The organism is Acidovorax sp. 93, from assembly GCF_003633835.1.
Lineage (GTDB): Bacteria > Pseudomonadota > Gammaproteobacteria > Burkholderiales > Burkholderiaceae_C > Acidovorax > Acidovorax facilis.
On sequence record NZ_RBIT01000001.1, the window covers coordinates 4,188,631 to 4,212,644 of the forward strand.

At 65.9% G+C, this 24,014-nt stretch carries 20 protein-coding genes and 1 pseudogene; 13 read left to right on the top strand and 8 right to left on the bottom strand.

All coding sequences use genetic code 11. From position 1 onward, the window contains the following. Positions 1–146: 146 nt before the first annotated feature. A complete protein-coding gene (locus C8C93_RS19085; protein ID WP_199727052.1) occupies positions 147–608 on the bottom strand; it encodes a PACE efflux transporter in 462 nt (153 codons plus the stop codon). Between the two features lie 72 nt (positions 609–680). Here C8C93_RS19085 and C8C93_RS19090 point away from each other — a divergent pair, with 72 nt between their 5' ends. Next, the gene (locus tag C8C93_RS19090) at positions 681–1,616 is read left to right on the top strand and encodes a LysR family transcriptional regulator (protein ID WP_121507923.1); all 936 of its coding nucleotides are present in this window, start codon (positions 681–683) and stop codon (positions 1,614–1,616) included. A 219-nt stretch (positions 1,617–1,835) separates the two neighbouring features. Beyond that, positions 1,836–3,997 (top strand): annotated as a pseudogene (locus tag C8C93_RS25680) (TonB-dependent siderophore receptor). Between the two features lie 49 nt (positions 3,998–4,046). On the opposite strand, the gene C8C93_RS19100 reads toward C8C93_RS25680, so the two are convergent. Beyond that, positions 4,047–4,859, bottom strand: a complete 813-nt coding sequence (locus C8C93_RS19100) for an MBL fold metallo-hydrolase (protein WP_121507924.1) — start codon at positions 4,857–4,859, stop codon at positions 4,047–4,049. Positions 4,860–4,973: 114 nt separating this feature from the next. Here C8C93_RS19100 and C8C93_RS19105 point away from each other — a divergent pair, with 114 nt between their 5' ends. The 6 genes from C8C93_RS19105 to C8C93_RS19130 all read left to right on the top strand — a co-directional run bounded on the left by C8C93_RS19105 (position 4,974) and on the right by C8C93_RS19130 (position 12,337). After that, positions 4,974–5,963, top strand: coding sequence for a GlxA family transcriptional regulator (locus tag C8C93_RS19105; RefSeq protein WP_121507925.1), 990 nt, complete (start codon positions 4,974–4,976; stop codon positions 5,961–5,963). 127 nt (positions 5,964–6,090) lie between these two features. Further along, the gene (locus C8C93_RS19110; RefSeq protein ID WP_121507926.1) at positions 6,091–6,495 is read left to right on the top strand and encodes a GFA family protein; all 405 of its coding nucleotides are present in this window, start codon (positions 6,091–6,093) and stop codon (positions 6,493–6,495) included. Between the two features lie 53 nt (positions 6,496–6,548). Further along, positions 6,549–7,436: a PPK2 family polyphosphate kinase gene (locus tag C8C93_RS19115; protein ID WP_121507927.1), complete on the top strand. Its 888-nt coding sequence runs from the start codon at positions 6,549–6,551 to the stop codon at positions 7,434–7,436. A gap of 194 nt (positions 7,437–7,630) precedes the next feature. After that, the gene (locus C8C93_RS19120) at positions 7,631–8,938 is read left to right on the top strand and encodes a Glu/Leu/Phe/Val dehydrogenase (protein ID WP_055398770.1); all 1,308 of its coding nucleotides are present in this window, start codon (positions 7,631–7,633) and stop codon (positions 8,936–8,938) included. A gap of 370 nt (positions 8,939–9,308) precedes the next feature. Then, the gene (locus C8C93_RS19125) at positions 9,309–10,964 is read left to right on the top strand and encodes a class I adenylate-forming enzyme family protein (RefSeq protein WP_121507928.1); all 1,656 of its coding nucleotides are present in this window, start codon (positions 9,309–9,311) and stop codon (positions 10,962–10,964) included. Beyond that, positions 10,961–12,337 (top strand): MFS transporter, encoded by a 1,377-nt coding sequence (locus C8C93_RS19130; protein WP_121507929.1) that lies wholly within the window; start codon positions 10,961–10,963, stop codon positions 12,335–12,337. The genes C8C93_RS19125 and C8C93_RS19130 overlap by 4 nt, the downstream gene beginning before the upstream one ends. A gap of 54 nt (positions 12,338–12,391) precedes the next feature. On the opposite strand, the gene C8C93_RS19135 is transcribed toward C8C93_RS19130, so the two are convergent. Continuing rightward, positions 12,392–12,811 carry a BLUF domain-containing protein gene (locus C8C93_RS19135; RefSeq protein WP_055398776.1) on the bottom strand — a complete coding sequence of 140 codons (420 nt, stop codon included), beginning with the start codon at positions 12,809–12,811 and terminating at the stop codon, positions 12,392–12,394. A 223-nt stretch (positions 12,812–13,034) separates the two neighbouring features. Between C8C93_RS19135 and C8C93_RS19140 the strand changes: the two genes are divergently transcribed. Further along, positions 13,035–14,123 carry a sensor domain-containing diguanylate cyclase gene (locus C8C93_RS19140; protein ID WP_121507930.1) on the top strand — a complete coding sequence of 363 codons (1,089 nt, stop codon included), beginning with the start codon at positions 13,035–13,037 and terminating at the stop codon, positions 14,121–14,123. Positions 14,124–14,138: 15 nt separating this feature from the next. Here C8C93_RS19140 and C8C93_RS19145 read toward each other — a convergent pair whose 3' ends face one another. Together C8C93_RS19145 and C8C93_RS19150 are read right to left on the bottom strand one after the other, a co-directional pair. Then, the gene (locus tag C8C93_RS19145; RefSeq protein ID WP_121507931.1) at positions 14,139–14,963 is read right to left on the bottom strand and encodes an EAL domain-containing protein; all 825 of its coding nucleotides are present in this window, start codon (positions 14,961–14,963) and stop codon (positions 14,139–14,141) included. A 118-nt stretch (positions 14,964–15,081) separates the two neighbouring features. Continuing rightward, positions 15,082–16,224 (bottom strand): hypothetical protein, encoded by a 1,143-nt coding sequence (locus C8C93_RS19150; RefSeq protein WP_121507932.1) that lies wholly within the window; start codon positions 16,222–16,224, stop codon positions 15,082–15,084. A 208-nt stretch (positions 16,225–16,432) separates the two neighbouring features. On the opposite strand from C8C93_RS19150, the gene C8C93_RS19155 reads away from it, so the two are divergent. Together C8C93_RS19155 and C8C93_RS25070 are read left to right on the top strand one after the other, a co-directional pair. Beyond that, positions 16,433–17,110, top strand: coding sequence for a hypothetical protein (locus C8C93_RS19155; RefSeq protein WP_121507933.1), 678 nt, complete (start codon positions 16,433–16,435; stop codon positions 17,108–17,110). Positions 17,111–17,260: 150 nt separating this feature from the next. Further along, positions 17,261–17,692, top strand: a complete 432-nt coding sequence (locus C8C93_RS25070) for a hypothetical protein (protein ID WP_147433787.1) — start codon at positions 17,261–17,263, stop codon at positions 17,690–17,692. 30 nt (positions 17,693–17,722) lie between these two features. Here C8C93_RS25070 and C8C93_RS19160 read toward each other — a convergent pair whose 3' ends face one another. Continuing rightward, positions 17,723–19,117 (bottom strand): SH3 domain-containing protein, encoded by a 1,395-nt coding sequence (locus C8C93_RS19160; protein ID WP_121507934.1) that lies wholly within the window; start codon positions 19,115–19,117, stop codon positions 17,723–17,725. A gap of 105 nt (positions 19,118–19,222) precedes the next feature. Then, complete coding sequence (locus tag C8C93_RS19165; RefSeq protein ID WP_121507935.1) at positions 19,223–20,863, bottom strand: argininosuccinate lyase; 1,641 nt, start codon at positions 20,861–20,863, stop codon at positions 19,223–19,225. A 66-nt stretch (positions 20,864–20,929) separates the two neighbouring features. On the opposite strand from C8C93_RS19165, the gene C8C93_RS19170 reads away from it, so the two are divergent. After that, on the top strand, positions 20,930–22,039 hold the full coding sequence (locus C8C93_RS19170) for a LysR family transcriptional regulator (protein WP_233559511.1): 1,110 nt from the start codon (positions 20,930–20,932) through the stop codon (positions 22,037–22,039). Positions 22,040–22,187: 148 nt separating this feature from the next. Further along, positions 22,188–22,499, top strand: a complete 312-nt coding sequence (locus C8C93_RS19175) for a hypothetical protein (protein ID WP_147433788.1) — start codon at positions 22,188–22,190, stop codon at positions 22,497–22,499. A gap of 64 nt (positions 22,500–22,563) precedes the next feature. Here C8C93_RS19175 and yegQ read toward each other — a convergent pair whose 3' ends face one another. Continuing rightward, a complete protein-coding gene (yegQ, locus tag C8C93_RS19180; RefSeq protein WP_121507938.1) occupies positions 22,564–24,006 on the bottom strand; it encodes a tRNA 5-hydroxyuridine modification protein YegQ in 1,443 nt (480 codons plus the stop codon). Positions 24,007–24,014 lie beyond the last annotated feature (8 nt).

The following is a 24,014-nucleotide window of genomic DNA, read 5'->3' on the forward strand; positions in this document are numbered from 1 at the left end:
GGCCCTTCGACGGGCTCAGGGCGAACGATTCGTCCGATATTCCTGAGCCAGTGCCACATCAGGTGGTTTATGGGTCAAATTGGCATCTAGCGCTTGTCTGACGGTAATGTATAGCTATTAACTCAATAGCAAAACATCTTGCAACCTCAAACAGACACCGGCTCCATGGCCGACGCCGGCAGGCCGAACAGGTGGTCGAACACCCAGTTGAAAACAAAGGTGTAGCAAAGGAAGAACACGATCAGCCCCAGGTCCATCACAAACGCGTGCCACAGGGTGATGTCAAACCACCAGGCAAACAGCGGCACGAGGGTGAAGACCAGCCCGCCTTCAAAACCGATGGCATGCGCCACGCGCCGCGCAACGCTGCGACCGCGCACGGGCTGGCGAGCTTCCCAGCGCTCAAACGCCCAGTTGAAGACGATGTTCCAGACGATGGCAATCACCGAGGCTGCCACGGCCACCACGCTCGAATGGCCCGCACCCTGGCCCGAGAGCAAGGCCAGCCCGGCCGTGGCCGCCGCGATGGCGATCAGCTCGTACAGGCTCACATAGATCAGTCGACGCTTGAGGCCCTGCAGGCCGAAAAGGGTGGGTTGCTTGTCCATGGGGGCGACTTTATGTGCCTGCAGCTGATATATAAAGTCAGCTTATTTCAATTTATTTGATAGATCACACCCATGGCCTTCTCTTCAGACAGCGTGCAGGTGTTCCTGGCAGCGCTGGACCACGGCTCATTTTCGGCGGCGGCGCGGGCGCTGTCGCGGGTGCCGTCGGCCGTGAGCATGACCATTGCCCACCTGGAAGCCGAGCTGGATGTGCAGCTGTTTGACCGCAGCGGCCGCGAGCCCCGGCCCACCGCCGCCGCACGCGCGCTGGAACCGCAGGCCCGGTTGCTCACCGGGCAGCTGCAGCAGCTCAACGCCCAGGCGCTGGCGCTGACGCAGGGGCTGGAAGAGCGGCTGACGCTGGCCATCGCGCCCGAGCTGCTGGCCGCCCGCTGGACAGGCCCCCTGGCCACGCTGGCGTCGGAATACCCGCTGCTGCAGGTGGAGGTGCTGACCGCCCCGCAGGTGGATGCGCTGGCCCTGCTGCACAGCGGCCGCGCACAGCTGGCGCTGGTGTTCGAGCGGCCCAGCATCGACGGGCGCGAGGGTTTTCAGGAGGTGGGCACCGAAACCCTGGTGGCGGTGATGGCGCCGGACCATGCGGTATTGCAGGGCGCGCGCGCCTCGGCCCTGGCCCGGGGCGAGCCGCCCGAGCGCGCCATGCTGCGCGAAGAACACCTGACCACCACGCGCCAGATCGTGGTGGCCAGCCGTGACCTGGGGCAAACCGACCCACGTTTTGTATTTGCCCGTCACCACTGGCGCACCGACAACCACCTGGCCGCGCTGGGCATGATCGAAGCAGGCCTGGGCTGGGGCTGGCAGCCCCGGGCGCTGGTGCAGCCGCGCATCGAGGCGGGGCGGCTGGTGGAGATGCCGTTTGAGAACCTGAGCAACGGCACCGCACTGTGGGTGGATGTGGTGTGGTCGAAGGAGCGGCCGCTGGGCCTGGGCGCGGCGCGGTTTGTGGCGCTGATGGCCACGGCGGCCAAGGCAGCACCCCGCTGAGCGCTCCTGCAAGGCAGGCGCTGCCCGCCCCCATGCGCACCCAGAAGGCAATGGAGCGTTGCCGCAAAAGCAAATGCGAATTGTTTGCATTTGCATGGATAATGGCGGCCTTTCATTTGCACCCGCCCGTGCCCCGTTCAACGCGACGTCTCTCCCGTGCGGCGGTTTGCACGGCGCGCGGGAGCTAGCCCCGCCGTTTTCTCTCTACCGATCTGCACCATGCATCCCTCGATTCCCCGGCCCGCCCGGCCGACTGCTACGGCCCGCGCCACCCTGGCGCTGTTCGCCTTTACAGCCAGCGCCGCCATGGCCCAGACGGCACCCCCTGTTTCATCGGCTCTACCGACCGACACCGTCCCCACCAGCCCCGCGCTGTCGGAAGTGCAGGTGCGTGACAGCAGCGCCACCACCGGCTACCAGGGCGCGCAGCGCAACACCGCAGCCACACGCACCGACACGCCGCTGATCGAAACCCCGCAGTCCGTGCGCGTGGTGCCCCAGCAGCTGATGGAAGACCTGGGCGCCACGCGCCTGGCCGACACCGTGGACTATGTGAGCGGCATCACCCGCCTGAACGACTTTGGCGGCACCTGGGACAACTATGCGATCCGTGGCTTCAGCAACACAGACGGCGGCCAGCTGCTCAACGGCTTTGCCTCGAACCGGGGCTATGGCCCACAGCGCGACGTGAGCTCGGTCGAGCGCATTGAATTTCTCAAAGGCCCGGCGGCCGCGTTGTATGGCAGCAGCGAGCCGGGCGGCACGCTCAACATCGTCACCAAAAAGCCGCAGTTCACTCCCGCGCACAAGGCGGATGTGCAGGTGGGCGGGCATGGCTACCGCCGTGCCACGCTAGACACCACCGGCCCGCTGGGCACGGACGTTGCCTACCGCCTGAACGTGGCGGCCGAGGACGGCGCGAGCCGTACCGCGCTGGTGGACAACCGCAAGATGGTGGTGGCCCCGTCCCTCACCTGGAACCTGGGCGCCAACACCGTGTTGAACTACGAGGCGGAGTTCATCCGCATCCGCACCCCGCTGGACCGGGGCATCGTGCAGGTGCGGGGCAACGTGGGCGCGCTGCCGTCCGACCGCTACCTGGGCGACCCCAGCCGCGAGAACCTGCATGTCAACGGCGACACACACCAGGTGACGCTGGAAACGACCTGGGCCAGGGCTGGCGAACCCGCGTGGGTGCGTCGTACCGCGAGACGGACCTGTATGGCGCCGCCGTGGACCTGACCGGCACCCTGGCCGCCGACGGCCGTACCCTGACGCGCCGCGACAGCTGGCGCAGCCTGCCCGCACGCGATGCATCGCTGCAGGCCGAGGTCGAAGGCAAGCTGCGCACCGGGGGCCTCGTCCACACCGTGCTGGCCGGCGTGGAAACCTGGCGCCTGACCGCGGCGCAGGACATCCGCTACTCCAGCCTGACCAGCCAGCCGTTCGCCATCGACATCTACAACCCCGTGTACGACCAGCCCGTGGGCAACCTGACCCCAAGCTTCGACCTGGTGGACCGCACCCGCGCCACGGGCGTATTTGTGCAGGACCAGATCGATCTGAGCGCAAAGTGGAAACTGCTGGCCGGCGTGCGCTTTGACCGCTTTCACCAGGACAGCGAAAACCGCTTGGCCGCCGCCCGCCAGGAGCAGGCGCATTCGGCCACCACGCCGCGCATCGGGCTGACCTACCTGATCAACCCCAACACCTCGGTCTACGCATCGGCCGGGCGCTCGTTCCGTCCCAACGCAGGCACCGATGAAAGCGGCAAGGCGTTCGACCCGCAAAAGGGCCAGGCGCTGGAGCTGGGCGCCAAGTGGCAGTCGGCCGACCAGCGCCTGAACGCGAGCGTGGCGCTGTTCGATATCCGCAAGACCAACGTGCTCACGCGCAGCCCCACCAACGCCAACTTCAGCATTGCGGCGGGCGAGGTGCAAAGCCGGGGCCTGGAGCTGGATGTGGCCGGGCAGATAGACACCCACTGGCGCATGACGGCCAACATGGCATACACCGACACCGAGGTGACCCGCGACAACAACCCCGCCTTGCTGGGCAAGCGCCTGCTGAATGTGCCGCGCGTGAGCGCCGGGCTGTTTGCCATCCGCGAAGACCAGGCGCCCTGGGGCGGCCGCTACGGCATCGGCGGCGGCCTGGTGCATGTGGGCGAGCGCACGGGCACCGCCACCGACACCTACCGCCTGCCCGCCTACACCACGGCGCGCATCACCGGCTACTGGCAGGTGGACAAGCGTACGCGCCTGACGCTGGATGTGCACAACCTGTTCGACAAGGCGTACTACACAGCCTCGTGGGGTGCACTCACCGTGATCCCGGGCCTGGGGCGCCAGGTGGTGGCGGGGGTGCAGGTGGTTTTTTGAGCCAAACAGGGCTCTAGCGCTTATTTATCAGGCGCTGATAGCTATACATTTAATAGCAATCAACTGCTACACGACAAGGAAAACCTCTGCTTTCACCATCCTCCGGCACCCAGAGGCGGTCTGCCCAGCCACCGTCTACCGCCAATTGGCGCACCGCTGCGCGCGTGGTAGGGCAATGGTCCAGCGCCTGCAGGTGGTTCACCACCAGCGTGCCGTGGGCCAGCTGCGCGGCTTCGGCCATGTCGGCGGCGTCCATGAGGATTTCTGCCCCCACATCGAACCGGGCCCCGCCCGCAGGCAACACCGACACCTCGGGCTGAAGGCGCGCCAGGCAGTCGCGCACCGTGGGCGTGAGCATGGTGTCGCCCGCCAGGTAGACGCTGGGCTCGCCCGGCAGCTCCAGCAGGTAGCCGTGGCCGTGCTCCATGAAGCGGCCCACCCAGCCGGTACCGTGCACACACGGGATCGGCGTGACATGGCCGCCCAGCGCCCACGGCTGGCGCGCTGGCCCCGCCAGCGGCCACACCAGCAGGCCGCGCTGCGCCAGGTAGTCGGCATCGCGTGGCATGCAGATCACCGGAATCTGCCGCTCGCGCAGAAAGCGCTTGCCAGCGCGGTCCAGATGGTCGAAATGGCCGCGCTGGCAGTGCGTGATGAGGGCGTGGGTCACACGCTCCAGCAGCGCATCGGTGCCCTCGGGCAGCTCCACAATGGGATTGCGCTGGCGCCCCGTGCCCAGATAGCGCAGCGCGGGCAGGCTGCCCCGGGGGGCGAGCATGGGGTCCACCAGCAGGCCCACGGGGCGGCCCTGGGATTGGAATTCAAGAAGCACGGTGGCGTTGCGCAATTGGGTGATCTGCATGGTGTGGGCTCCGAAGCCAGTGGGTATGCAGTGGATTGTTGGGAATCGAACGCGCGGCGAGAATGGCCTGGTTTGACAATTTCTTTCCATTTCTAGCCAAACCACCCCGCCACCATGCGCCGCACCACCGCACCACCTGCACCACCCTTGCGCCTGGCACTGTTGCTGTACCCCGGTTGCATGCCCGCAGGCCTCTTTGCCACCGCCGACCTGGCCCGCGCCGCCAACCTGCGCGCGCAGCGGCCGGTGATCACCACCTGCTGGGCCGGTGCAGACCTGCAGCCCGTGCCCACCTGGCAAGGCCCCGCCCTCACGCCCAGCGTCAGTCTGGCGCAGGCCGAGGTGGACGCGGTGCTGGTGCCAGGCCTGTGGCTGTCTTCGCCCGACGGACTGCAGGCGGCGCAGCAGCAACAGCACATCGCGCCCGCCATCGCGGCACTGCGCGCCCTGCCCCGCCGCACCCAGGTGTGGAGCTATTGCGCGGGCGTAGCGCTGGCTGCGGCCAGCGGCCGGATGCGCGGGCGCGGCGCCACGGCCACCTGGTGGCTGCGGGCCCCGCTGCAACAGCAGTTTGGCGCGGTGCACTGGCGCTTTGACGAACCTTTGGTGGAAGACGGCCCCATCACCACCGCGGCAGGCGCCAACGGCTACCTGCCGCTGATGCTGCACGCGCTGGCAACGCGGCTGGACGCTGAAGCCCTGGCAGATCTGCAGTCGCTGCTGATGCTGCCCCGCCCGCGCACCACCCACCCGGCGTTCGCCGGGCACGACCTCATGGCAATGGCCGACGCCGAAATGCGGCGCGCGATGCTGTGGGTGCAGCGTTGCCCCGCCACCGCACTGCGCCTGCCCGCGCTGGCCGAGGCGCTGGGCCTGTCGCCCCGCACGCTGGCGCGGCGGGTGCAGGCGCACACGGGTCTTTCTGCCGCGCACTGGATGCGGCGCATCAAGCTGCGGCAGGTGAGCGAGGCCCTGTGCGACACACCCCTGCCGCTCAAGCGCATTGCCGAGGACCTGGGGTTTGCCAGCGAGGCGGGCCTGCACCGCGCTTTTCAGCAGGCCACGGGGCAGACGCCGCTGGCCTACCGCATGGCGCACGGGTGAAGGCGCAGGGGGGGTGCAGCCAGCGCACGGGATCGTTCACAAGGAGGATGCCGCCGAGCGCAAAGTTTGCGATCATGCACCCGCTCCCTCTGCATCAACCCTCAGCACCACGACAGGACGAACACCCATGCCTGCTTCCACCTACACCGCTACCTGCCACTGCGGCGCCGTCGAAGTCGAGGCCACGCTGGACTTGGCCCAGCCCACCTACCGCTGCAACTGCAGCATCTGCCGCCGCACGCGCTTCTGGCCTGCCGTGGCACTGCCCGGGGGCTTTCGCATCACCCGGGGCGAAGGCGACCTCACGCGATACACCTTCGGCACCCACAAGAACCACCACTACTTCTGCCGCCACTGCGGCGTGCGCGTGTTCGGCCACGGCACCGACACACCGATGGGCGAGATGTACGGCGTGAACGTGGGCTGTATCAATGGCCTGACCGACGAAGACCTTGCGCGCCTGGCCATCGTGCGGGTGGACGGGCTGCACGACCAGTGGCAGCAGGCACCTGCGCACAGCGGGTATCTTTGAGGGCCCCGCAGTGTTCCAATAGCGCCACTGCCGCTGCCCTGCCTGGAGTCTCCATGCCTTTTCCGCTTGATCCGAGCAAGTCCTCTTTGATGCAGCGCCTGCTGCCCTGGCAGCCTGCGCCTGCAGAGCCTGCGACCGACGAACGGCGCCGCGAGCCCCCCCGGCACACCGTGTCGCTGGAAGACTTCGATCCCGGCGCCAAACCCTTCTCGCTGGGCGACAAGGCCCAGGACAAGGCAGCCGTCGAAGACCTGGCGGTGGAACTGGACGGGCTGCAGAACCTGTTCTACGCCGACAAGCGCTACAAGCTGCTCGTGGTGCTGCAAGGTACCGACACCTCGGGCAAGGACGGCACCATCCGTGGCGTGTTTGGCCGCATGAGCGCCCTGGGCGTACACGCCGTGGGCTGGAAGGCCCCCACCGAAACCGAGCGCGCACACGACTACCTCTGGCGCATCCACCAGCAGGTGCCGCAGGCGGGCGACATCACCGTGTTCAACCGCAGCCACTACGAGGACGTGCTGGTGCCCGTGGTCAACGGCTGGATCACGCCTGAGCAGCACCAGCAGCGTCTGGCGCACATCAACGACTTTGAACGCATGCTCAGCGAGACGGGCACCATCGTGCTCAAGTTTCTGCTGCACATCGGGTTTGACGAGCAGCGCGAGCGGCTGCAAGAGCGCCTGGACGACCCGGCCAAACACTGGAAGTTCAGCCTGGGCGACATTGAAGTGCGCAAGCAGTGGGCGCAGTACCAAGATACCTATGGCACCCTGCTGGCTGCCACCCACACGCCCTGGGCGCCCTGGACCATCGTGCCCGCCAACTCCAAGACGCACCGCAACCTGATGATCGCCACGGTGCTGCGCGAGGTGCTGCAGAAGCTGGACCTCCGCTACCCGGCTGGCGACCCCGCGCTGGCCGGCTTCACGGTGAAATGACCGCTCGTGCGGCACTGCAGCACGCTGCCTTCTCGGCGTTTTCACTGGCCACATTTTTGCTGCAGTGCCGCATTGGGCGGTGTTTTCCCGTGGTTATGCATTGATTGCATAACACCAAAACACTACGGCCTTAGACAGCGTGCAGCGGCAGGCATAAGCTTCGCAGCCTGAACTGATCCCACAAGGAATTCACCATGTCGCAACCCGTCGGCGCCCCTGCCGCACAATCCCACCCCCTGCCCTCGTACCTGCAGGCCGACCACCTCGGCCCCTGGGGCAACTACCTGCAGCAGGTAGACCGCGTCACCCCCTACCTGGGCAGCCTGGCGCGTTGGGTGGAAACCCTCAAGCGTCCCAAGCGCATCCTGATCGTGGACGTGCCGATCGAGCTGGACAACGGCACCATCGCCCACTACGAAGGCTACCGCGTGCAGCACAACCTGAGCCGGGGCCCCGGCAAGGGCGGCGTGCGTTTTCACCAGGACGTGACGCTGTCAGAAGTGATGGCCCTGTCGGCCTGGATGTCGGTGAAGAACGCTGCGGTGAACGTGCCCTACGGCGGCGCCAAGGGCGGTATCCGCGTGGACCCCAAGAAGCTCTCGATGGGTGAGCTGGAGCGCCTGACGCGCCGCTACACCAGCGAGATCGGCCTGCTGATCGGCCCGTCCAAGGACATCCCTGCGCCTGATGTGAACACCAACGGCCAGATCATGGCCTGGATGATGGACACGTATTCGATGAACACCGGCGCCACCGCCACCGGCGTGGTGACCGGCAAGCCCGTGGACCTGGGCGGCTCGCTGGGCCGCGTCGAGGCCACCGGCCGCGGCGTGTACACCGTGGGCGTGGAAGCCGCCAAGCTGACCGGCCTGGCGCTGGAAGGTGCCCGCATCGCAGTCCAAGGCTTTGGCAACGTGGGCGGCATTGCGGCCAAGCTGTTCGCCGAAGCAGGCGCCAAGGTGGTGGCTGTGCAAGATCACACCGGCACCATCTTCAACAGCAAGGGCCTCGATGTGCCCGCGCTGCTGGCGCATGTGAAGACCCGTGGCGGCGTGGGCGGCTTTGCCGGCGCCGATGTGATGAAGGCCGAGGAGTTCTGGGGCGTGGATTGCGAGATCCTGATTCCTGCCGCGCTGGAAGGCCAGATCACCAAGGACAACGCAGGCCAGATCAAGGCCAAGCTCGTGATTGAAGGCGCCAACGGCCCCACGACCACCGAGGCCGATGACATCCTGCACGACAAGGGCGTGCTGGTGCTGCCCGACGTGATCGCCAACGCGGGCGGTGTGACGGTGAGCTACTTTGAATGGGTGCAGGATTTTTCCAGTTTCTTCTGGAGCGAGGACGAGATCAACGCCCGCCTGGTGCGCATCATGCAGGAGGCCTTTGCGGGCATCTGGCAAGTGGCGCAAGAGCACAAGGTGAGCCTGCGCACCGCCACTTTCATCGTGGCCTGCCAGCGCATTCTCCATGCGCGCGAAATGCGCGGCCTGTATCCGTAAGCCCCCCTGAGCGGCTGCGCCGCTTCCCCCGAGGGGGACGCACCCGGTGGCCTGGCGGAGCCAGTTCCACGGGTGCACTGGTGTGAGGGCTGCGCGCCCCGCAAAGGCCACGCCCATCCAGGCGGCAAGTCCCTTTCAAAACCGCCAGCGCCGCGATCCGGTCCTGGCGGTTTTTTGCTTTTCTCCGTGTTGGCACACATTCGCTGTGGCGCCGCAGCGACGGTGCCGGGATGCCGTGTGCCGTTGGCTGGTCCAAACCGACCGCACAGCCGCGCCAGCAACAACAAGATACGTGTACATACAAATTGTGGCGGCTTGCAACCTGCGCACATGAAAGACTGGCTGGCCATGCCTTCTGTCGGAGACTTCCGTGGCCTTTCCATCCCTGCGCAGCCTGGTGGTGCGCTTTCTGCTCAGCCGCCTGCGCACGGCGCGGTCGGTGGCGCGCCTGGCGTACCGACGCCATGCCCACAAACCCGCGCTCATCGACCGGCGTGGCACCCTCACCTACGCACAGCTGCAAGAGCGCGTGCAGCGGCTGCAGGCCTGGATGCAGGCGCAGGGCGTGAAGAAGGGCGACGTTGTGTTCACCCTGCTGCCCGAGACCGGTGAACAGTACGAAGCCCGGCTCGCCACGTTCGAGAACGGCACCATCTTCGCGAGCTTTCACAAACACCTGCCGGCCGATGCGGCGCTGGCCACCATGGTCCGCGTCCGGCCGGCGGTGCTCATCCACGACCCGCTGCTGAGCGCGCCCATCCTCCAGGCCGTGCGCGAACAACTGCCAGGGATACACCTGCTGGCGCTGGGCGATGACTACGAGCAGGCACTGGCGCAGCATGCGCCTGCCCCCGGCACGGCCGCGCTGCACGAAGACGATATCTTTGCGCTGCACATGACCTCGGGCACCACGGGGCTGCCCAAGTCCATCGGCTACAGCAACCGCAAGTACCTCGACAGCGTGCGGCTGATCTCCAAGTCCATAGATTTCCGCCCCCCCGCCAGCCGCCAGGATGTGAACATGCTGGGCCTGCCCCTCACCGGCCCTGGCTCGGGCCTGGTGCTGCCCACCCTGCTGGCGGGCGCCACGCTCGTGATGCCCGAAGACTTCAGCGCCGCCACGCTGGCCGCGTTGATCCAGAAGCACCGCGTCTCGCGCGCCTTTCTGTCGCCCTCGGCCATCATCGACCTGCTCGACGAGCCCACGCTGGGCCAGTACGACCTCTCGTCCCTTACGCATGTGCCCTATGGCTCCGAGATGATGCCGGCGCCCAAGATTGCCGAGGCCATCCGCCGTTTCGGGCCGATCTTCCAGCAAGGTTACGGCTGCCTGGAGGCGCTGCCGCCCATCACCTGGCTGCTGCCTCACCAGCATGTGGACGCGCAGGGCCAGCCACTGGGCAATGACATCCTCTCCACCGTGGGCCGGGTGATGCCCGGGGTGCAGGTGGTCATCCGCGACGAACAGTTTGCGCCCCTGCCGTTGGGCCAGATGGGCCTCATCACCGTGTTGACGCCGGTGCGTTTTGACGGCTATTGGCTCGACCCCGAAAAAACCCAGGAGACGCTGCGCGACGGCTGGGTGGTGATGGGCGATGTGGGCTATTTCGACGCGGCTGGCTACCTGCATGTGCTGGGCCGCAGCGCCGACCGCGTATTGCGCCACGGGCAGTGGCTCAACCCCCGCGAGGTGGAAGAGGTGGCGCACACCCACCCCGCCGTCAAGGAGGCCTGCCTGGTGCAGCACGGTGCCCGTGCTGTGCTGGTGCTGAGCCTGCGCCAGAGCTGGCGCACCGGGCATGACTGGCAAGCGCTGGAGCACGACATAGCCCAGTATCTGGCGCACAAGCTGCCCGCCGACCACCAGCCGGACGATGTACGCATCGTCGAAGAGATCCCGCGCAGCTTCCTCAACAAGATGCTGCGCCGCGAGGTGCGCCTGATGCTGGAGGCCGCCCCGCCCCGCATGGCCCCTGCCCCCACCACCGCGAGCCCGACGGCGTCTCTTTCGGCCGCGCATCCATGACGGCCCCAGCCACCCGGCTCTCGCTGGGCACCAAGCTGGGCTATGCCACCGGCAATGTCGGCCTGCAGATGCAGATTGCCGCCATGAACTTCATGCTCATGATCTTCTACACCGACGTGGCCCTGGTGGCGCCTGCCGTGGCTGGCGCGGCGCTGCTGGTGGGCAAGGTATGGGACACCATCAACGACCCGCTGTTTGGCTGGATGACCGACCGCACCCGCTCGCGCCTTGGCCGCCACCGGGTCTATCTGATCTATGGCGCGGCTCCGCTCGCCATCGCTGCAGCAGCGGTGTGGATGGTGCCCCCGGGCCTCAGCCCGTGGGCCGCGTTCCTGTGGATCGCCCTGACCTACACCGTGTTCGACACGCTCATGACCCTGGTGCAGCTGCCCTACCAGGCCATGGCTGCCAACATGACCCGCGACTACGACGAGCGCACCAGCCTCACGGCCTATGCATCGATGGGCGCCCTGCTGGGCTTTTTTGCGGGCAGCGTTTTCATGCCCGTGCTGGTGCGCGCAGCCCCGGACGCCCGCACGGGCTATGCGCTGGCGGGCTCGTGTTTCGGGCTGGTCGCGGGCGTAGCCGTCGCCGTGGTGGCCTGGCGCGTGCGCGAACCGGCAGAAAGTGTGGCGGAACAGGCGGTGCGGCCTGTGGATGCCGATACCCCCGCAATGTGGGAGTCGGTGCGCGAGACCTTGCGGACCACGCTGCACAACCGCCCCTTCCTGATGCTGATGGGCGCTGCAACGCTGGTGCGCCTGGGCCTCACGCTCGTGCAGGCCTCGCTCGCGTATTTCGTGATCTACCAGCTGCAGGGCGACAAGGGCGACCTGCCGCGCTTCATGGGCACCCTGCTGGGCGTGGTGGGCCTCTCGTTGTTCATGTGGAAGCGCGTGGTGGACCGCTGGGAAAAGAACCTGGCCTACATCCTGGGCCTGGTGTTCTGCGCGGCCGGGCTGGTGGCGCTGTACTGGGTGGGCCCGGGTGACCAGCGCCTGGTCACCGCCATTTTGGTGGTGGTCGGTATCGGCATGGGAGCCCACTGGATCGTGCCTTTTGCCATGGTGCCCGACACCATCGATCACGGCCACATGCAAACGGGCGAACGCAAGACCGGCATGTACTACGGCCTGTACGGCCTGATGGACAAGCTGGCACGCACGCTGGCCACCGTGCTGGTGGCTGGCATGCTGGACGTGACGGGCTATGTGCCCAACGTGGCGCAGTCCGCCACGGCGCTGCAGGGCATCACGCTGATGACGGGCATCCTGCCGGCGGTGTGCCTGGTGCTGGCCATTCCGCTGCTGGTGGCCTATCCGATCACCCGGTCACGCCACGCAGACATACTGGAGCGCAGTGGCAGGCACTGAGCCCCGGCAATCGCCCCGCCCTACACGGCCTGTTGCGGGCCGTGGGTCGCCAGGTCATTCCAGCCAGCGTACGTTCTGCAGAATCTCGTCGAAGAAACTGCGCAAGGTGACTGCAGACATGCTGTAGGGATCGAAATCTGCAGTCCCCGAGTATTTCAGGAACAGCTGGCGATTGGATTCGAGTGACGCAATCAGCCCCATCGACCAGCCGGTGAAGCGCCGGCAAGGAATTTCGCTCATGTCCAGGACCGCCGTGTCGCGGTGGCGGCCGTCTTTCAGCAAGCGGTGGTACAGCGCGTTGACGGCAGCCCGGTCACCTTCGAGCAGTTGCAGAAAGATGCCGTTGTTCAGGCACAGGGCGCCCGTGATCCCGGCGCGGGTGTTGTTGCGCTGCGAGGCCCCCAAAATGTCCTTGACGTCTGCAGGCCCCAGCACACGCGAAGACCGGCTCGCGTAGATCAGTTGTATCAACATGTGTGTCTCCAAAACGCCGAGTGTGTCAGCGCTGGCCTTGCCCGGTGGCCCGATCGGAAAAAACCCCTCAAAACCCATCGCCGAATCCGCCCGGAGGGACTTCAAACGGACTTCGAATACCCAGGATGGGGCATGGGTGGAGGGTCTTTGCGCGCAAGAGCACCGCAGCCAGAGGGGATCGTGTAACTTTCGGTAGCTCAACTCGGTACTCGGTACGACACCCATGACGGAATTGCCGCCTCCCCTGCCTGCCGACGACGCCCAGATACAGGCGGCGCTCACCGACACGCTGCGGTTGGCTGCGGTGCGCGAAACCGGCTTGCTCGACAGCATCGCCGAAGAGAGCTTTGACCGATTGACCCGGCTGGCCTCCACGATCACTGGCGCTCCAGTCACCTTCATCTCGTTGCTCGACGCGCACCGCGACTTCTACAAAAGCACATTTGGCATGGGCGAGCCGTTGAGCACACTGCGACAGCTCACCGGGCGGACGTTCTGCCACTACTCCATGGTGTTTGACGGGCCCCTGGTGCTGGAAGATGCCACGCAGTTGCCCGTGTTCCGCGACGTGCCCACCGTGGCGTCGCTCGGGGTGCGCGCCTACGCAGGCATCCCCCTGAAAACCGAAGCGGGCGAGGTTCTGGGCAGCTTTTGTGCAGTGGATTTCAAGGCCAAGCAGTGGACGGAAAAGGACATCGAAATTTTGGTCGAACTGGCCCACTCCACAATGCGCGAGATCCGGCTGCGCCGGGCATTGCGCGACGCCGAGGTGCTCAACCAGCAGCTGGTCGAACAAATCCAGAAGGTGAACGCACTGAACCTGGCGCTCAACGAGCTGGCCCGGACCGACCCGCTCACCGGCCTGCGCAACCGGCGCGCATTTGACGACAGCCTGGAGCTGGAACTGGCCGTGGTGGAGCGCACGCAGTCGCCCCTGAGCCTGCTCATGCTGGACGTGGACCATTTCAAGCAGATCAACGACAACTTCGGCCACGAGGCTGGCGACAAGGTGCTGCGGTCCATCGCGCAGGTGCTCAGCGGCTGCGTCAGGATCATCGACATCGTGGCCCGGGTGGGCGGCGAGGAGTTTGCCGTGATCCTGCCCCACACCGATGCACAGGGCGCCCACGAAGTTGCCCAGCGCATGCGTGTAGCGGTGGCCCAGGCGGGCTGGCTGAGCCAGCCCACCACCATCAGCATTGGTGCGGCCAGCTTGCGGGATGCAGAGAGCGCGTGCAGCCTCTTTGCACGGGCGGACGCAGCGCTGTACGCCGCCAAGAAATCCGGGCGAAACCGCGTGGTGACGGCGTGAACCGCCTGAGGGCGTTCAGCGCGATGCGCTGCCGTACGCCGAAGCGTCCACCGTGGCCACCGAACGAAAAGCCGGCTTGGCAAACAGATAGCCCTGCATCAGGTGTATCCCCACGTCGAACAGAAAGTCACGCTCGGCCGGTGTCTCGATGCCTTCGGCCACGACCTTGATGTCCATTTCCTCGCACAGCCGCACCAGACTGCGCACGATGGCCTGGCGGGCGCGGTTGGCATCCACGTTACGGATAAGGTCCATGTCGATCTTGATGATGTCGGGCTGAAAATCCGACAGCAGCTTCATGCCCGCATAGCCTGCACCGAAGTCGTCAATGGCGGTCTGGAAACCGCAGCGCTTGTACTCGCGCAGGATCTGGGCAAACCAGGGGCCGTCTTCAATGCGCTCGCCCTCGGTCACCTCAAAGATGATCTGAGAGAGCGGAAAACCGTTTGCCCTGGCAGCCTCCAGGGTCGTGCGGATGCACACCTCGGGTTTGTAGATCGCATTGGGCAGAAAGTTGATCGACACCGGCTGCGCCATCCCCAGCTCTGCTGCGCCCTTGATGGCTTTGACCCGACAGGCCTGGTCAAAGCGGTAGCGGTTGTGGTCGTTGACCTGCGCCAGCACGGTCATCGCGCCCTCGCCACCCGGCCCCCTCACCAGTGCTTCGTGCGCAAAAACCACACGGCGCTCCACGTCCACGATGGGCTGGTACGCGTAGTCAAACTGAAACCCCAGCCCCACGGCCTTGCCGCAATCCTCGCAGTCCTTCGGAGTGCCGTCCAACGGGACGAAACCGACGGGGAAAGAGGCATTGGACGGGGAGAGGGGAAGCACGCGCATGGCCAGGATTCTCCGTTCGATTCACCAAACAAGGGGGTTGGGCTGGATTTGACCTCACACAGGCCACTGCTTGCAAATGACCGGTGTGCAAAGAGCTTGCTTGGCACCCGTATTGCCATCAAGCGCTGGACGCCGGGCCCACCGGTTCGGGCGGCAGCACGCCGCGCATTGCCAGGCAAAACGGCTGCACACATTCAGCCCGCGCGGCATAGGGGCAGCCCACCGTTTCGCACAGGCCGGATGCGCCATTGCGCGCACGCTCGTCCTCACGCGGCACCTGGCCACTGGCCTGCAGCACGGCCATCTGCGTCCACGGGTCCAGACGGCCCGTGGCCTGCTGGAGCATGTCTCGGCCGTACACCGTGGCGGCCAGTTGCGGCTGCAGGTCCAGCACCAGCAGCGCACTGGTGCGCGGTGCGGCGGTGTCCATGCCCTGCAACACCAAAGCCATCACGCCCGACTGGAGCGGCTGACCGCCCCCGGCAAACGGCACCTGCAGCGCGCCGCCTGCAGCACTGGCGTTTGCGCTGGCCTGTGCTGCGGCTGCACCGGTCGCTGGCGACGCCTGCGTCGCCAGCCATGGCACCGGTGCACGCAAGGTCAGCGCCAGCCCGCGCGGCCCCTCGGGTGTCAACACCACCCCCTGACGTACCAGCCAGGTCTGCAGCGGCGGCTGGTCGGCATCCAGCGCCCCACTCTCCAGCGCCTGCGCCATGCCGATGGGCCAGGGCTGCGCGGCCACTACGCGCTGCGGCACCCCGGCCTGGGCCGTGACCTGCGCCACGAGCGCGCTCACCAAACGCAGCAGCGGCGCACCCAGCCCCGTGGCAGGCCAGTCAGCGCCTGACAACGACGCCGCCGAAGGGGTGGACACGGCGGATGCCGACGTTGGCGCCCCCGCGGGAAGTGGGGGCGACGCCAGCGGCGTTAACGGCCCACGCGGCGCAGGTCCCGCCTTCACCCCTGAAGCGGCAGCATGACCCGCTACTTCGCGCCGTGGGTCAAAACCCGCGCCCAACTGCTCGCGCGCCTGGGCTGAAATGCTGGCCTTGTCGGCCGGTGCGGGCAAAGGCCCAGCGGGGGGGCTGGGCGAGGTGGTTGTGGGCGGCGGCGCGCTCGGGTCGGCCGTGGGCAGCGGTGCGGGCGCAGGCGTGGGTTTGTCCAGCCCCAGCAGTGCGCTCTGCCGCTGCAGCGCCGCCTCGGCCAGAAACTGGGCCACGGGCGGAAGCGCGTTGCGGGAAGGGTCGATGGGGAGGGACATACCGTACGTGCAAAGGGATGCCCGATTCTGTAGCGATTCCGCCAGTGTGAACAGGGCGCGCCGCCCACAGCGCGGCAGCTCATTAATGCGCTATAAAATAAATAGCATAAAATACAATACAGTAAAGCGCCAGCGGCCTATTTGATTCAAAATCTTATCGCCCTGCCTGCCTGCCCGACGCCAGCACCCTGTGGTTCCAAACCCCGCCATGCCCCAGCATCCCCCCCTCCCGTTGTCCGACAACACGCCAGGCCCCAGACCAGCGCCTCACCGCTGGGTCGCACCCACCCTGCTGGGCGCAGTGGCGGGATTTCTGCTGTTCAGCGCGTGGATCTTTTCACCGGGCTGGGAGCGCGCATTCCGCTCCGACAACTCGCCCGCATCGTGGCTATCGAGCGCGCTGCTGCTCACGCTGTGCGTCACCGCGCTGCGCCTCACGGCCGAACGCTGTCTGCCCTGGCGGCTGGGTGTGTGGCTGGTGCTGGCCTTCGGCGCGCTGGCGCTGGACGAACAGTTCATGCTGCACGAGCTGTGGAAGTTCCGCTGCCACGAATGGATGGATGCATGCCGCTGGAGCGCCGTGCGCGAGGTGCCGATGCTGGCGGTGGCCTTGGTGGGTTTGGTCACGCTGGCCCGGCTGCACCGGGCACTGAGCCACCGCAGCACCCGCTGCCTGCTGTGGGCAGGGTTTGCCGTGGGGCTAGCGGCCATTGCGGTGGACCAATGGCCCGAGGTGCTGCCGTATTGGCCCTGGTTACCAGAGGTTCCGGAGTTGCTGGCTAGGCTGGAAGAAGCGTTGGAGGTGATGGCGGAGGCACTGGTGCTGGGAGCGTTGTTGCGGCAACCGGCGGTCACCAGGACAAGCCAAACGACGGCAGCTGTCTAACCGGAATCGGTATGCGTATTTTCCGCCTTCCCGTACGCGCATCGGATACTTTGCATGCGAGCGGTTCGTGCCAAGGCAACGGTCGCTCTGCCCCGTTGTCGGCCGCACATAGCTGCATTGCGTACGATTATTTTCAACACAGGAACGTCGATGGCACGTGCTCTTTTCCTATCTATCGCTGCTTTATTTCTCGTAGCAGGGTGCGAAAACGCTGATAGTTTGCGCATTGAGGAAACACGAAGCAAATTAGTCGGTACTTGGCTGAGGGACGATGGTACGGACGGGGAAAAGTCGCTCCGGTTGCTCTATCTAGGCGCCGATGGCAAATTCGTCGACAGCATTTCAATGTCAAATTCAGAGGGCCGCATAGAGCGCACTGAGCTTTCTGGCGAATGGTCTTATGACGGGAAAAGCCTCAAACGCCGATTTCTGCAGGAGAACGGACGTCAATTTTCTGGCGGACGAATGCGGTACGCCACTTTTACGCTCGTCTCTGCGGAAACATCGGAGTTCGTGGTGAACGACAACATCGTTGGCCGCGAAGTCAGATATCGCAGGACTTTCGAGGGAGCGCAAAAATGAGTCGAGGCACCCACACACCTCGCTCAGCCATCAAGTGCACTCCTCATCCACCCAGTGCCCCGCCCGGAACCACTGGCCACCGATATTGAGGTACCAGCGCCATTCAAAGATCGGCTCGAAGCTCATGCCGCCGGGCGAAGGGGTGTCGATGCGCAGGATGTCTGCGATGCCATCGCGGTCCAGGTCGATCTCGTGCACCAGCACGGCAGTGTTCTTGCGCTGGGGCTTGTCCCGGATGGGCGGGTCGGCGGGCTGCATCCAGCTCGTGGCGTATCGCCGGGTCTTCACCTTCACCGCGTCAGGCGGCAGCTTTCCGGGCAGCACCAGGCGGGTCAGCACCTCGGCACTGTCGGACAGCTTGGCATAGCCGCGTACGGGCTGGGCTTCTTCGCCAGGGTCGTTGAACCCGCGGCCGGGGTAGTGGCCGCCGCAGTAATGGTCTTCGTTGCTGATGTCCCAATAGCGCTGGCGCACGGTGTGGGCCCCCACCAGGCCCTGGTGGGTGATGGCATAGAGGGTCAGCGCAGGGGCAAAGGCCTGGTCGGCAGAGCCCACGTCCCAGAAGCCGGTGATGTATTCGATTTCAGGCCCATTGTGGCGGTTGAACCGGCCCACGGGCGCCCCGGTAGGAATGACGCTGATGCGGGCGCCCGCCACGGCAGCCAGGCCGTCGGCATCGGTCTCATGCAGCAGGGCCACGCTGGTGTGGCTGCGAAAGTACGACGGGGCAATCGTCGGCAAGGTCGGCTTGGCGGCCAAAGGGGCCACGGCAGGGATGTGGTCCACGGCACGGGTGGCCAGCTTCAGGTCGTCCAGCGGGTTCACGGGGTGGCCCCGGTCGATCTCTTGCTCGGCCCGAAGCAACACACCGGTACGCATGAGCTTCTTGGCAGCTTCCCACTCAGCTCGGGTGGGGTACTGCACCGGCATTTCATGCGCGTGGCTCTTGACCAGCGCAGGCAGCTGCAGGGCTGGCGGACGCGGCAGGGCGTTGCCGTAGGCGCGCAGGCGGTTGGGTGACGGTGCCACCCAAAAGGCGCGGGCCGCATCCTTGCCCGCCTGGGCCAGGGTGAGGGGCTGGTCGGCCAGCAGGTTGCAGGCGATGTGGGCTTGCAATGGCTCGGGCAACGGGGGACCCAGCCGCGCGTCGCCCGCATAGAGCACGGCGCACCAGCCATCGCGCTCGGTGAGCTGTTGCAGCACGGTGTTGGCGGGTACTTGGGCGACGATGCGGGCCTGGGATTGAGCCGACTCGCGCAGGTTGACCCACGAGCCTTGCACATAGCGCTGCTTGGCGGGTGCTACAGCCGGGGCCTGGGCCCACGCACTGGCGCCCGTCAGCGCGGCAACCGCCGCAGCCGCTATGGCGACCGCTAACGCGGCGGGAACTCGGAAGCGTTGCTGGGCTTTCGATGTCGTGCTCATGTGTGTTGACTCCCTTCGCGATGGGCGTGAGTATCGCCCGCTCGGGAGACCCACTCCGGTCGGGCCCTTCGGCCTGTCTGAAGCACACAGCCCGCGAGCCCACACTCAAGGCAACGACTTCACACCCTCAAACGCCGCATTCAAGGCAGCCTCAGCCGCCAGCAGCCGCTGCCGCGCTTCGCCCGACCACACGCGGTCTTTGGCCAGGGTGTCCTTGGCAACGGTCGCCATGCGCGTGACCTCCTGCGGCTGCGGCCCGCCTGTGCCGGTGCGTGTGGTCACCATGTCTGCGGGCGACAAAGCGCGGCGGAATGCGGCTTCACCCAGCGGCAGGCGCTGGTCCTTGAGGTCGTATTTCTTGCCCGCTTCGCGGTAGATGCGCACGGCTTCGGCGTACGGGAAATCCTTGGGGCGAAGGTTGCGCTCCTTGGCAAACAGCACCACATCCGACGCAAAGTGGTGACCCACGCGGAACGGCACGCCATGGCTGCGCTGCAGCGCCTCGGCCAGTTCCATCGAGGTGGTCCATTCGGATTCCAGTTCGTCCAGCGCCCGGGCTGGGTCGATGCGCAGCGAGTCCAGCACGTCGGCAAACTGCTGGAGCATCTCCACGCCCTGCACAAAGGTCTTGGCGCTGGCCGGGCTCCAGGTGTTCTTGTAGTCGATCATGCCGGGCGTGGCGTTATGCGCCCGCCACAGCGACGCCTGGGCCGAGGCCACCACATCGCTGGCCTTGGCCCGCGTGTTCTGGATGATGCCGGGGTTGGCCTTTTGCGGCATGGCGCTGCTGGTGTAGGTCTTGCCGCTGGCCAGCAGCAGCCAGGGCCGCGTCTGGTGGTACTGGGTGTGCACATCCTGCATGAAGGCCCCCACGCGGATGGCAGTGGAGCTGGCGATGGACGTGGCCTCGATGGGAATGTCGTAGGTGCTGATCTGCCCTGCATCCAGCGAATTCACGATGAGCCCGTCGAACCCCAGCAACTGCGCCAAGCGCTCGCGGTTGATGCCCCAGCTGGAGTTGGACAGCACCGCCGTGCCCATGGGGCTGAGGTTGATGCGGGCATAGGCCTCGCGAATGCGCACCGAGTCGCGCGCGAACGAATCGGCCCAGGCCATGAGGTAGTGCCCGTAGCTGATGGGCATGGCCTGGACGCCATTGGTGTAGGCGGGCACGTAGGTGGCGGTGTGTGCCTGCGCCGTGGTGATGAGCCGTGCGCGCACTTGGTCCAGCGCATCGGCAAAGTCCAGCATTTCCAGACGCAACTGCGCGGCATTCAAGGTGGAATGGATGTCCTGGCGGCTGCGCCCGGTGTGGATCAGCGTTGCCTCCGGGCCCACTGCATCCGTGATAATTTTTTCGACCTGCAGCACGTCGGTGGGGCGCTTGCCACCGGGTGTGGTGGCCTGGGTGATCGAATGCTCCACACCGCGCGCGATGCGACCCGCCTGGGCCTTGGGGATGATGCCCTGCTCGGCATTCACCACCGTCGATGCCATGTTGATGCGACCGAACCAGTAGAACGTGTCTTGCGACTTGGACAGCGCGCTGGTGGCGTCCCCTTTGACCACCCCCTGGATCTTGGCCACCTGCGCCTGGCACTCGGCCGTGGTCTTGCACGCGGTGTCGAGGGTATCGGCCGCGTGGGCATGGCCCATGGCGAAGATGGCGGCCATCACCGGGGCGATGAGGAAACGGGACGGGCGCGAGGTGATCTCGCCCAAGGTGGGGCGCTGCAATGACGGCATGGGTTTTGTCTCCTGAGTTCCTGCGCACTAGCTTGCGCATCTGCGGGAATAAGATTCGTTAGTTGAATGAACCCCGGGCAGGCTTGCGTCCACCCGAAGGCACGCGATCGTTGCACAGCAGTCACCACAGGGCCAATGCTTCTTTTTCAACATGATTCAAATTTTGAATACCACATGCCAGACCTGACGCCCTCCGTCCTGTTCAATCGCATCCTGGGGCGCGTGCGCCTCAAGCACCTGCAGTTGGCGATTGCGATTGCCGATTTGCAAAGCCTGCACCGCGCGGCCTCTGCCATTGGCCTGAGCCAGCCCGCAGCGACGCATGCGCTGGCGGAGCTGGAGAGTTCTATGGGCGGCGCCCTCTTTGAAAGGCACGCCAAGGGCATGCGCCTGACCCGCCTGGGGGAGGCGGTTCTGCCACTGCTGCGCGCTTCGCTGGTGCCCCTGCAAGCGGCTGCTGGCAACGCGGCGCTGATGCAGCAAGGGGCCGCGTCCGCGCTGATCCGCATCGGCAGCATCGCGGCGGGCATCAACGGGTTGCTGACGGCCGCCATTCCGGCCTACTGCGCCCTGCACCCGAGCGCCGCCATCGATGTTCACGAAGTCACCATCGACAACCTGCTGGAGAGCATCCAGGAAGGAACCCTGGACCTAGCGATCTGCCGCGAACCGACCCCGCTGCCGCAGGGGTTCGAGTTTCACGCCGCGCTGCCGGATGAATTCGTCATCGCTTGCCGCCCTGAGCACCCTTTGGCGCAACAGGCAATCGTCACGTCCGCCGAGCTGCTGTCACAACGCTGGCTGAGCCCACCACTCACAGGGCTGGGCCCACAGCAGGTGGATAGCCTGTTCGACGATTTAGGCGGGGTGCCGGAACTGTGTCGCGTGTCGAGCCGCTCGACGGAAATCATCTACGCCATGCTGGCGGACAGCGACATGCTCGTCTGCGTGCCAGCGAGCCTTGTGCGGCCCTTGGTGCGGCGCAAAAATCTGGCCGTCTTGTCGTGGAAACCCCAGGACGTGAGCCCTCTGGGTGTGTTGGTGAAAGCGGCGGTGTGGGCGGATAGCTCACATCCCTGTCGTGCTTTCATCGAGCATGTGCTCGGTGTGCGCGGTGTGCTTGACGTGTTGACCATCGGCAAAGAGCCCGAGCCTGGCGCGATGTGCCCCGGCTGAACACGGGCAGGCGATTGCACGCCAGGGCAATTACTTCTATTTTGATAGCAACAAATCCAATACAGTAAAGCGCTAGAAGGTAATTTACCAAAAACCCGCCCCCCCGAAGCCCGACCCCACAACCGCGCCACCTTGTGGCGCCCTCACCATGCCAGCGCCTACCCCGTTGAACCTACCCGCCAAGATTTCGATCGCCGCGCTCGCGGTGCTGGGTCTGCTGGGCGGATCGCTGATCGTGGCCCACGCAGGCTTTGCGACATCACCACGGCGCGGCGGGCCGTCCACCTTCGTACCGGCGCCCGAGGCCTACATCCTGTCTGCGGTGATGTATGCGATGTCTTTCCTTGCGCTCTGGGTCTTGCTGCGAGACCGCCAAGCATCCAAGGCCACCACCCTGGCGGCAATGGGCGCCTACGGCGTCATGGCCTGGGCCACGGTGCATGTAATAGTCGCCTGGTAGGCCGTCCAATCTGCTCACACAACGGCAGCAGCCAACGGACAGCAAACAGGAGCGCCCTGGCAGGCTATGCAGCCAGGGCAGGCTCGGCAGCCGCTGGTGCAAGCGGTTGCGCTTCGATCACGCGCGCCAGCAAGGCCCCGCTGTAGCGCGCAGGCAGCGCAATCCACACACGCACGGGGCTGCCCTGGGCTACGTTGACCGGCTGGCCTTCGACATTGCGCATCTCCTGCAGCCGTACGGTGATATTCCCACTCGGGTGGACCACCTCAATCAGGTCTCCCACCGCAAAGTGGTTCTTCGTCTCCACCTGCACCCAGTCCCCTTGCAAGCCCACATCGGCCTGACCCTCTGCACCCAGCACCTCGCCCACATACTGGCTGCGCTGCGTGGCCGAGTGGCCGTTGATGTAGTTCTGGTAGTCGTTGCTAGGGCGGCGCTCCAGCAGGCCGCCGGTGTAGCCGCGGTTGGACAGGCCCTCCAGCTCGATCAGCAGCTCGGAGTTGAAGGGGCGGCCCGCCACGGCGTCGTCGATGGCGCGGCGGTAGACCTGGGCGGTGCGGGCCACGTAGTACAGGCTCTTGGTGCGGCCTTCGATCTTGAGCGAGTCCACGCCGATCTGCGCCAGGCGCGCCACGTGCTCCACCGCGCGCAGGTCCTTGCTGTTCATGATGTACGTGCCGTGCTCGTCTTCCATGATGGGCATCATCTGCCCGGGGCGGCCGGCCTCTTCGATCAGGTAGACCTTGTCGGCCTTGGGGTGGCGCTCGCCGTTGCCGGTGGTCGATGCGAAGGCCTGCTCGGCCTTTTGCTGCGCGGCCTCGAAGTTGAAGTCGCCTTCCATCTTTTGCGCAATGGCTTCGCCCGTGGTGGGGTCGATGTCGGCGTCGTGCGTGGCGTAATTCCAGCGGCAGGCGTTGGTGCAGGTGCCCTGGTTGGGGTCGCGGTGGTTGAAGTAGCCGCTGAGCAAACAGCGGCCCGAATACGCAATGCACAGCGCGCCGTGCACGAACACTTCCAGCTCCATGTCGGGGCATTCCTGGCGGATTTTTTCAATCTCGTCCAGGCTGAGTTCGCGCGAGAGGATGATGCGCTCCACGCCCATCTTCTGCCAGAACTTCACCGCCGCCCAGTTGGTGGTGTTGGCCTGCACCGAGAGGTGCACCACCTGCTCGGGCCACTTTTCCTTGACCATCATGATCAGGCCCGCGTCGGCCATGATGAGGGCATCCGGCTTGCAGTCGATCACGGGCTCGATGTCGCGCAGGTAGGTGCGGATCTTGTCGTTGTGCGCAATCAGGTTGCTGGTCACAAAGAACTTCTTGCCGCGCGCGTGGGCCTCGTCAATGCCTTGCTTGATCTGCTCCAGGCGGAACTCGTTGTTGCGCGCACGCAGGCTGTAGCGCGGCTGGCCCGCGTACACGGCGTCGGCGCCAAAGTCGTAGGCGGCGCGCATCTTGTCGAGCGAGCCAGCGGGCAGCAGGAGTTCGGGGGCTTTGAGCGTGGTCATGGGGTGGC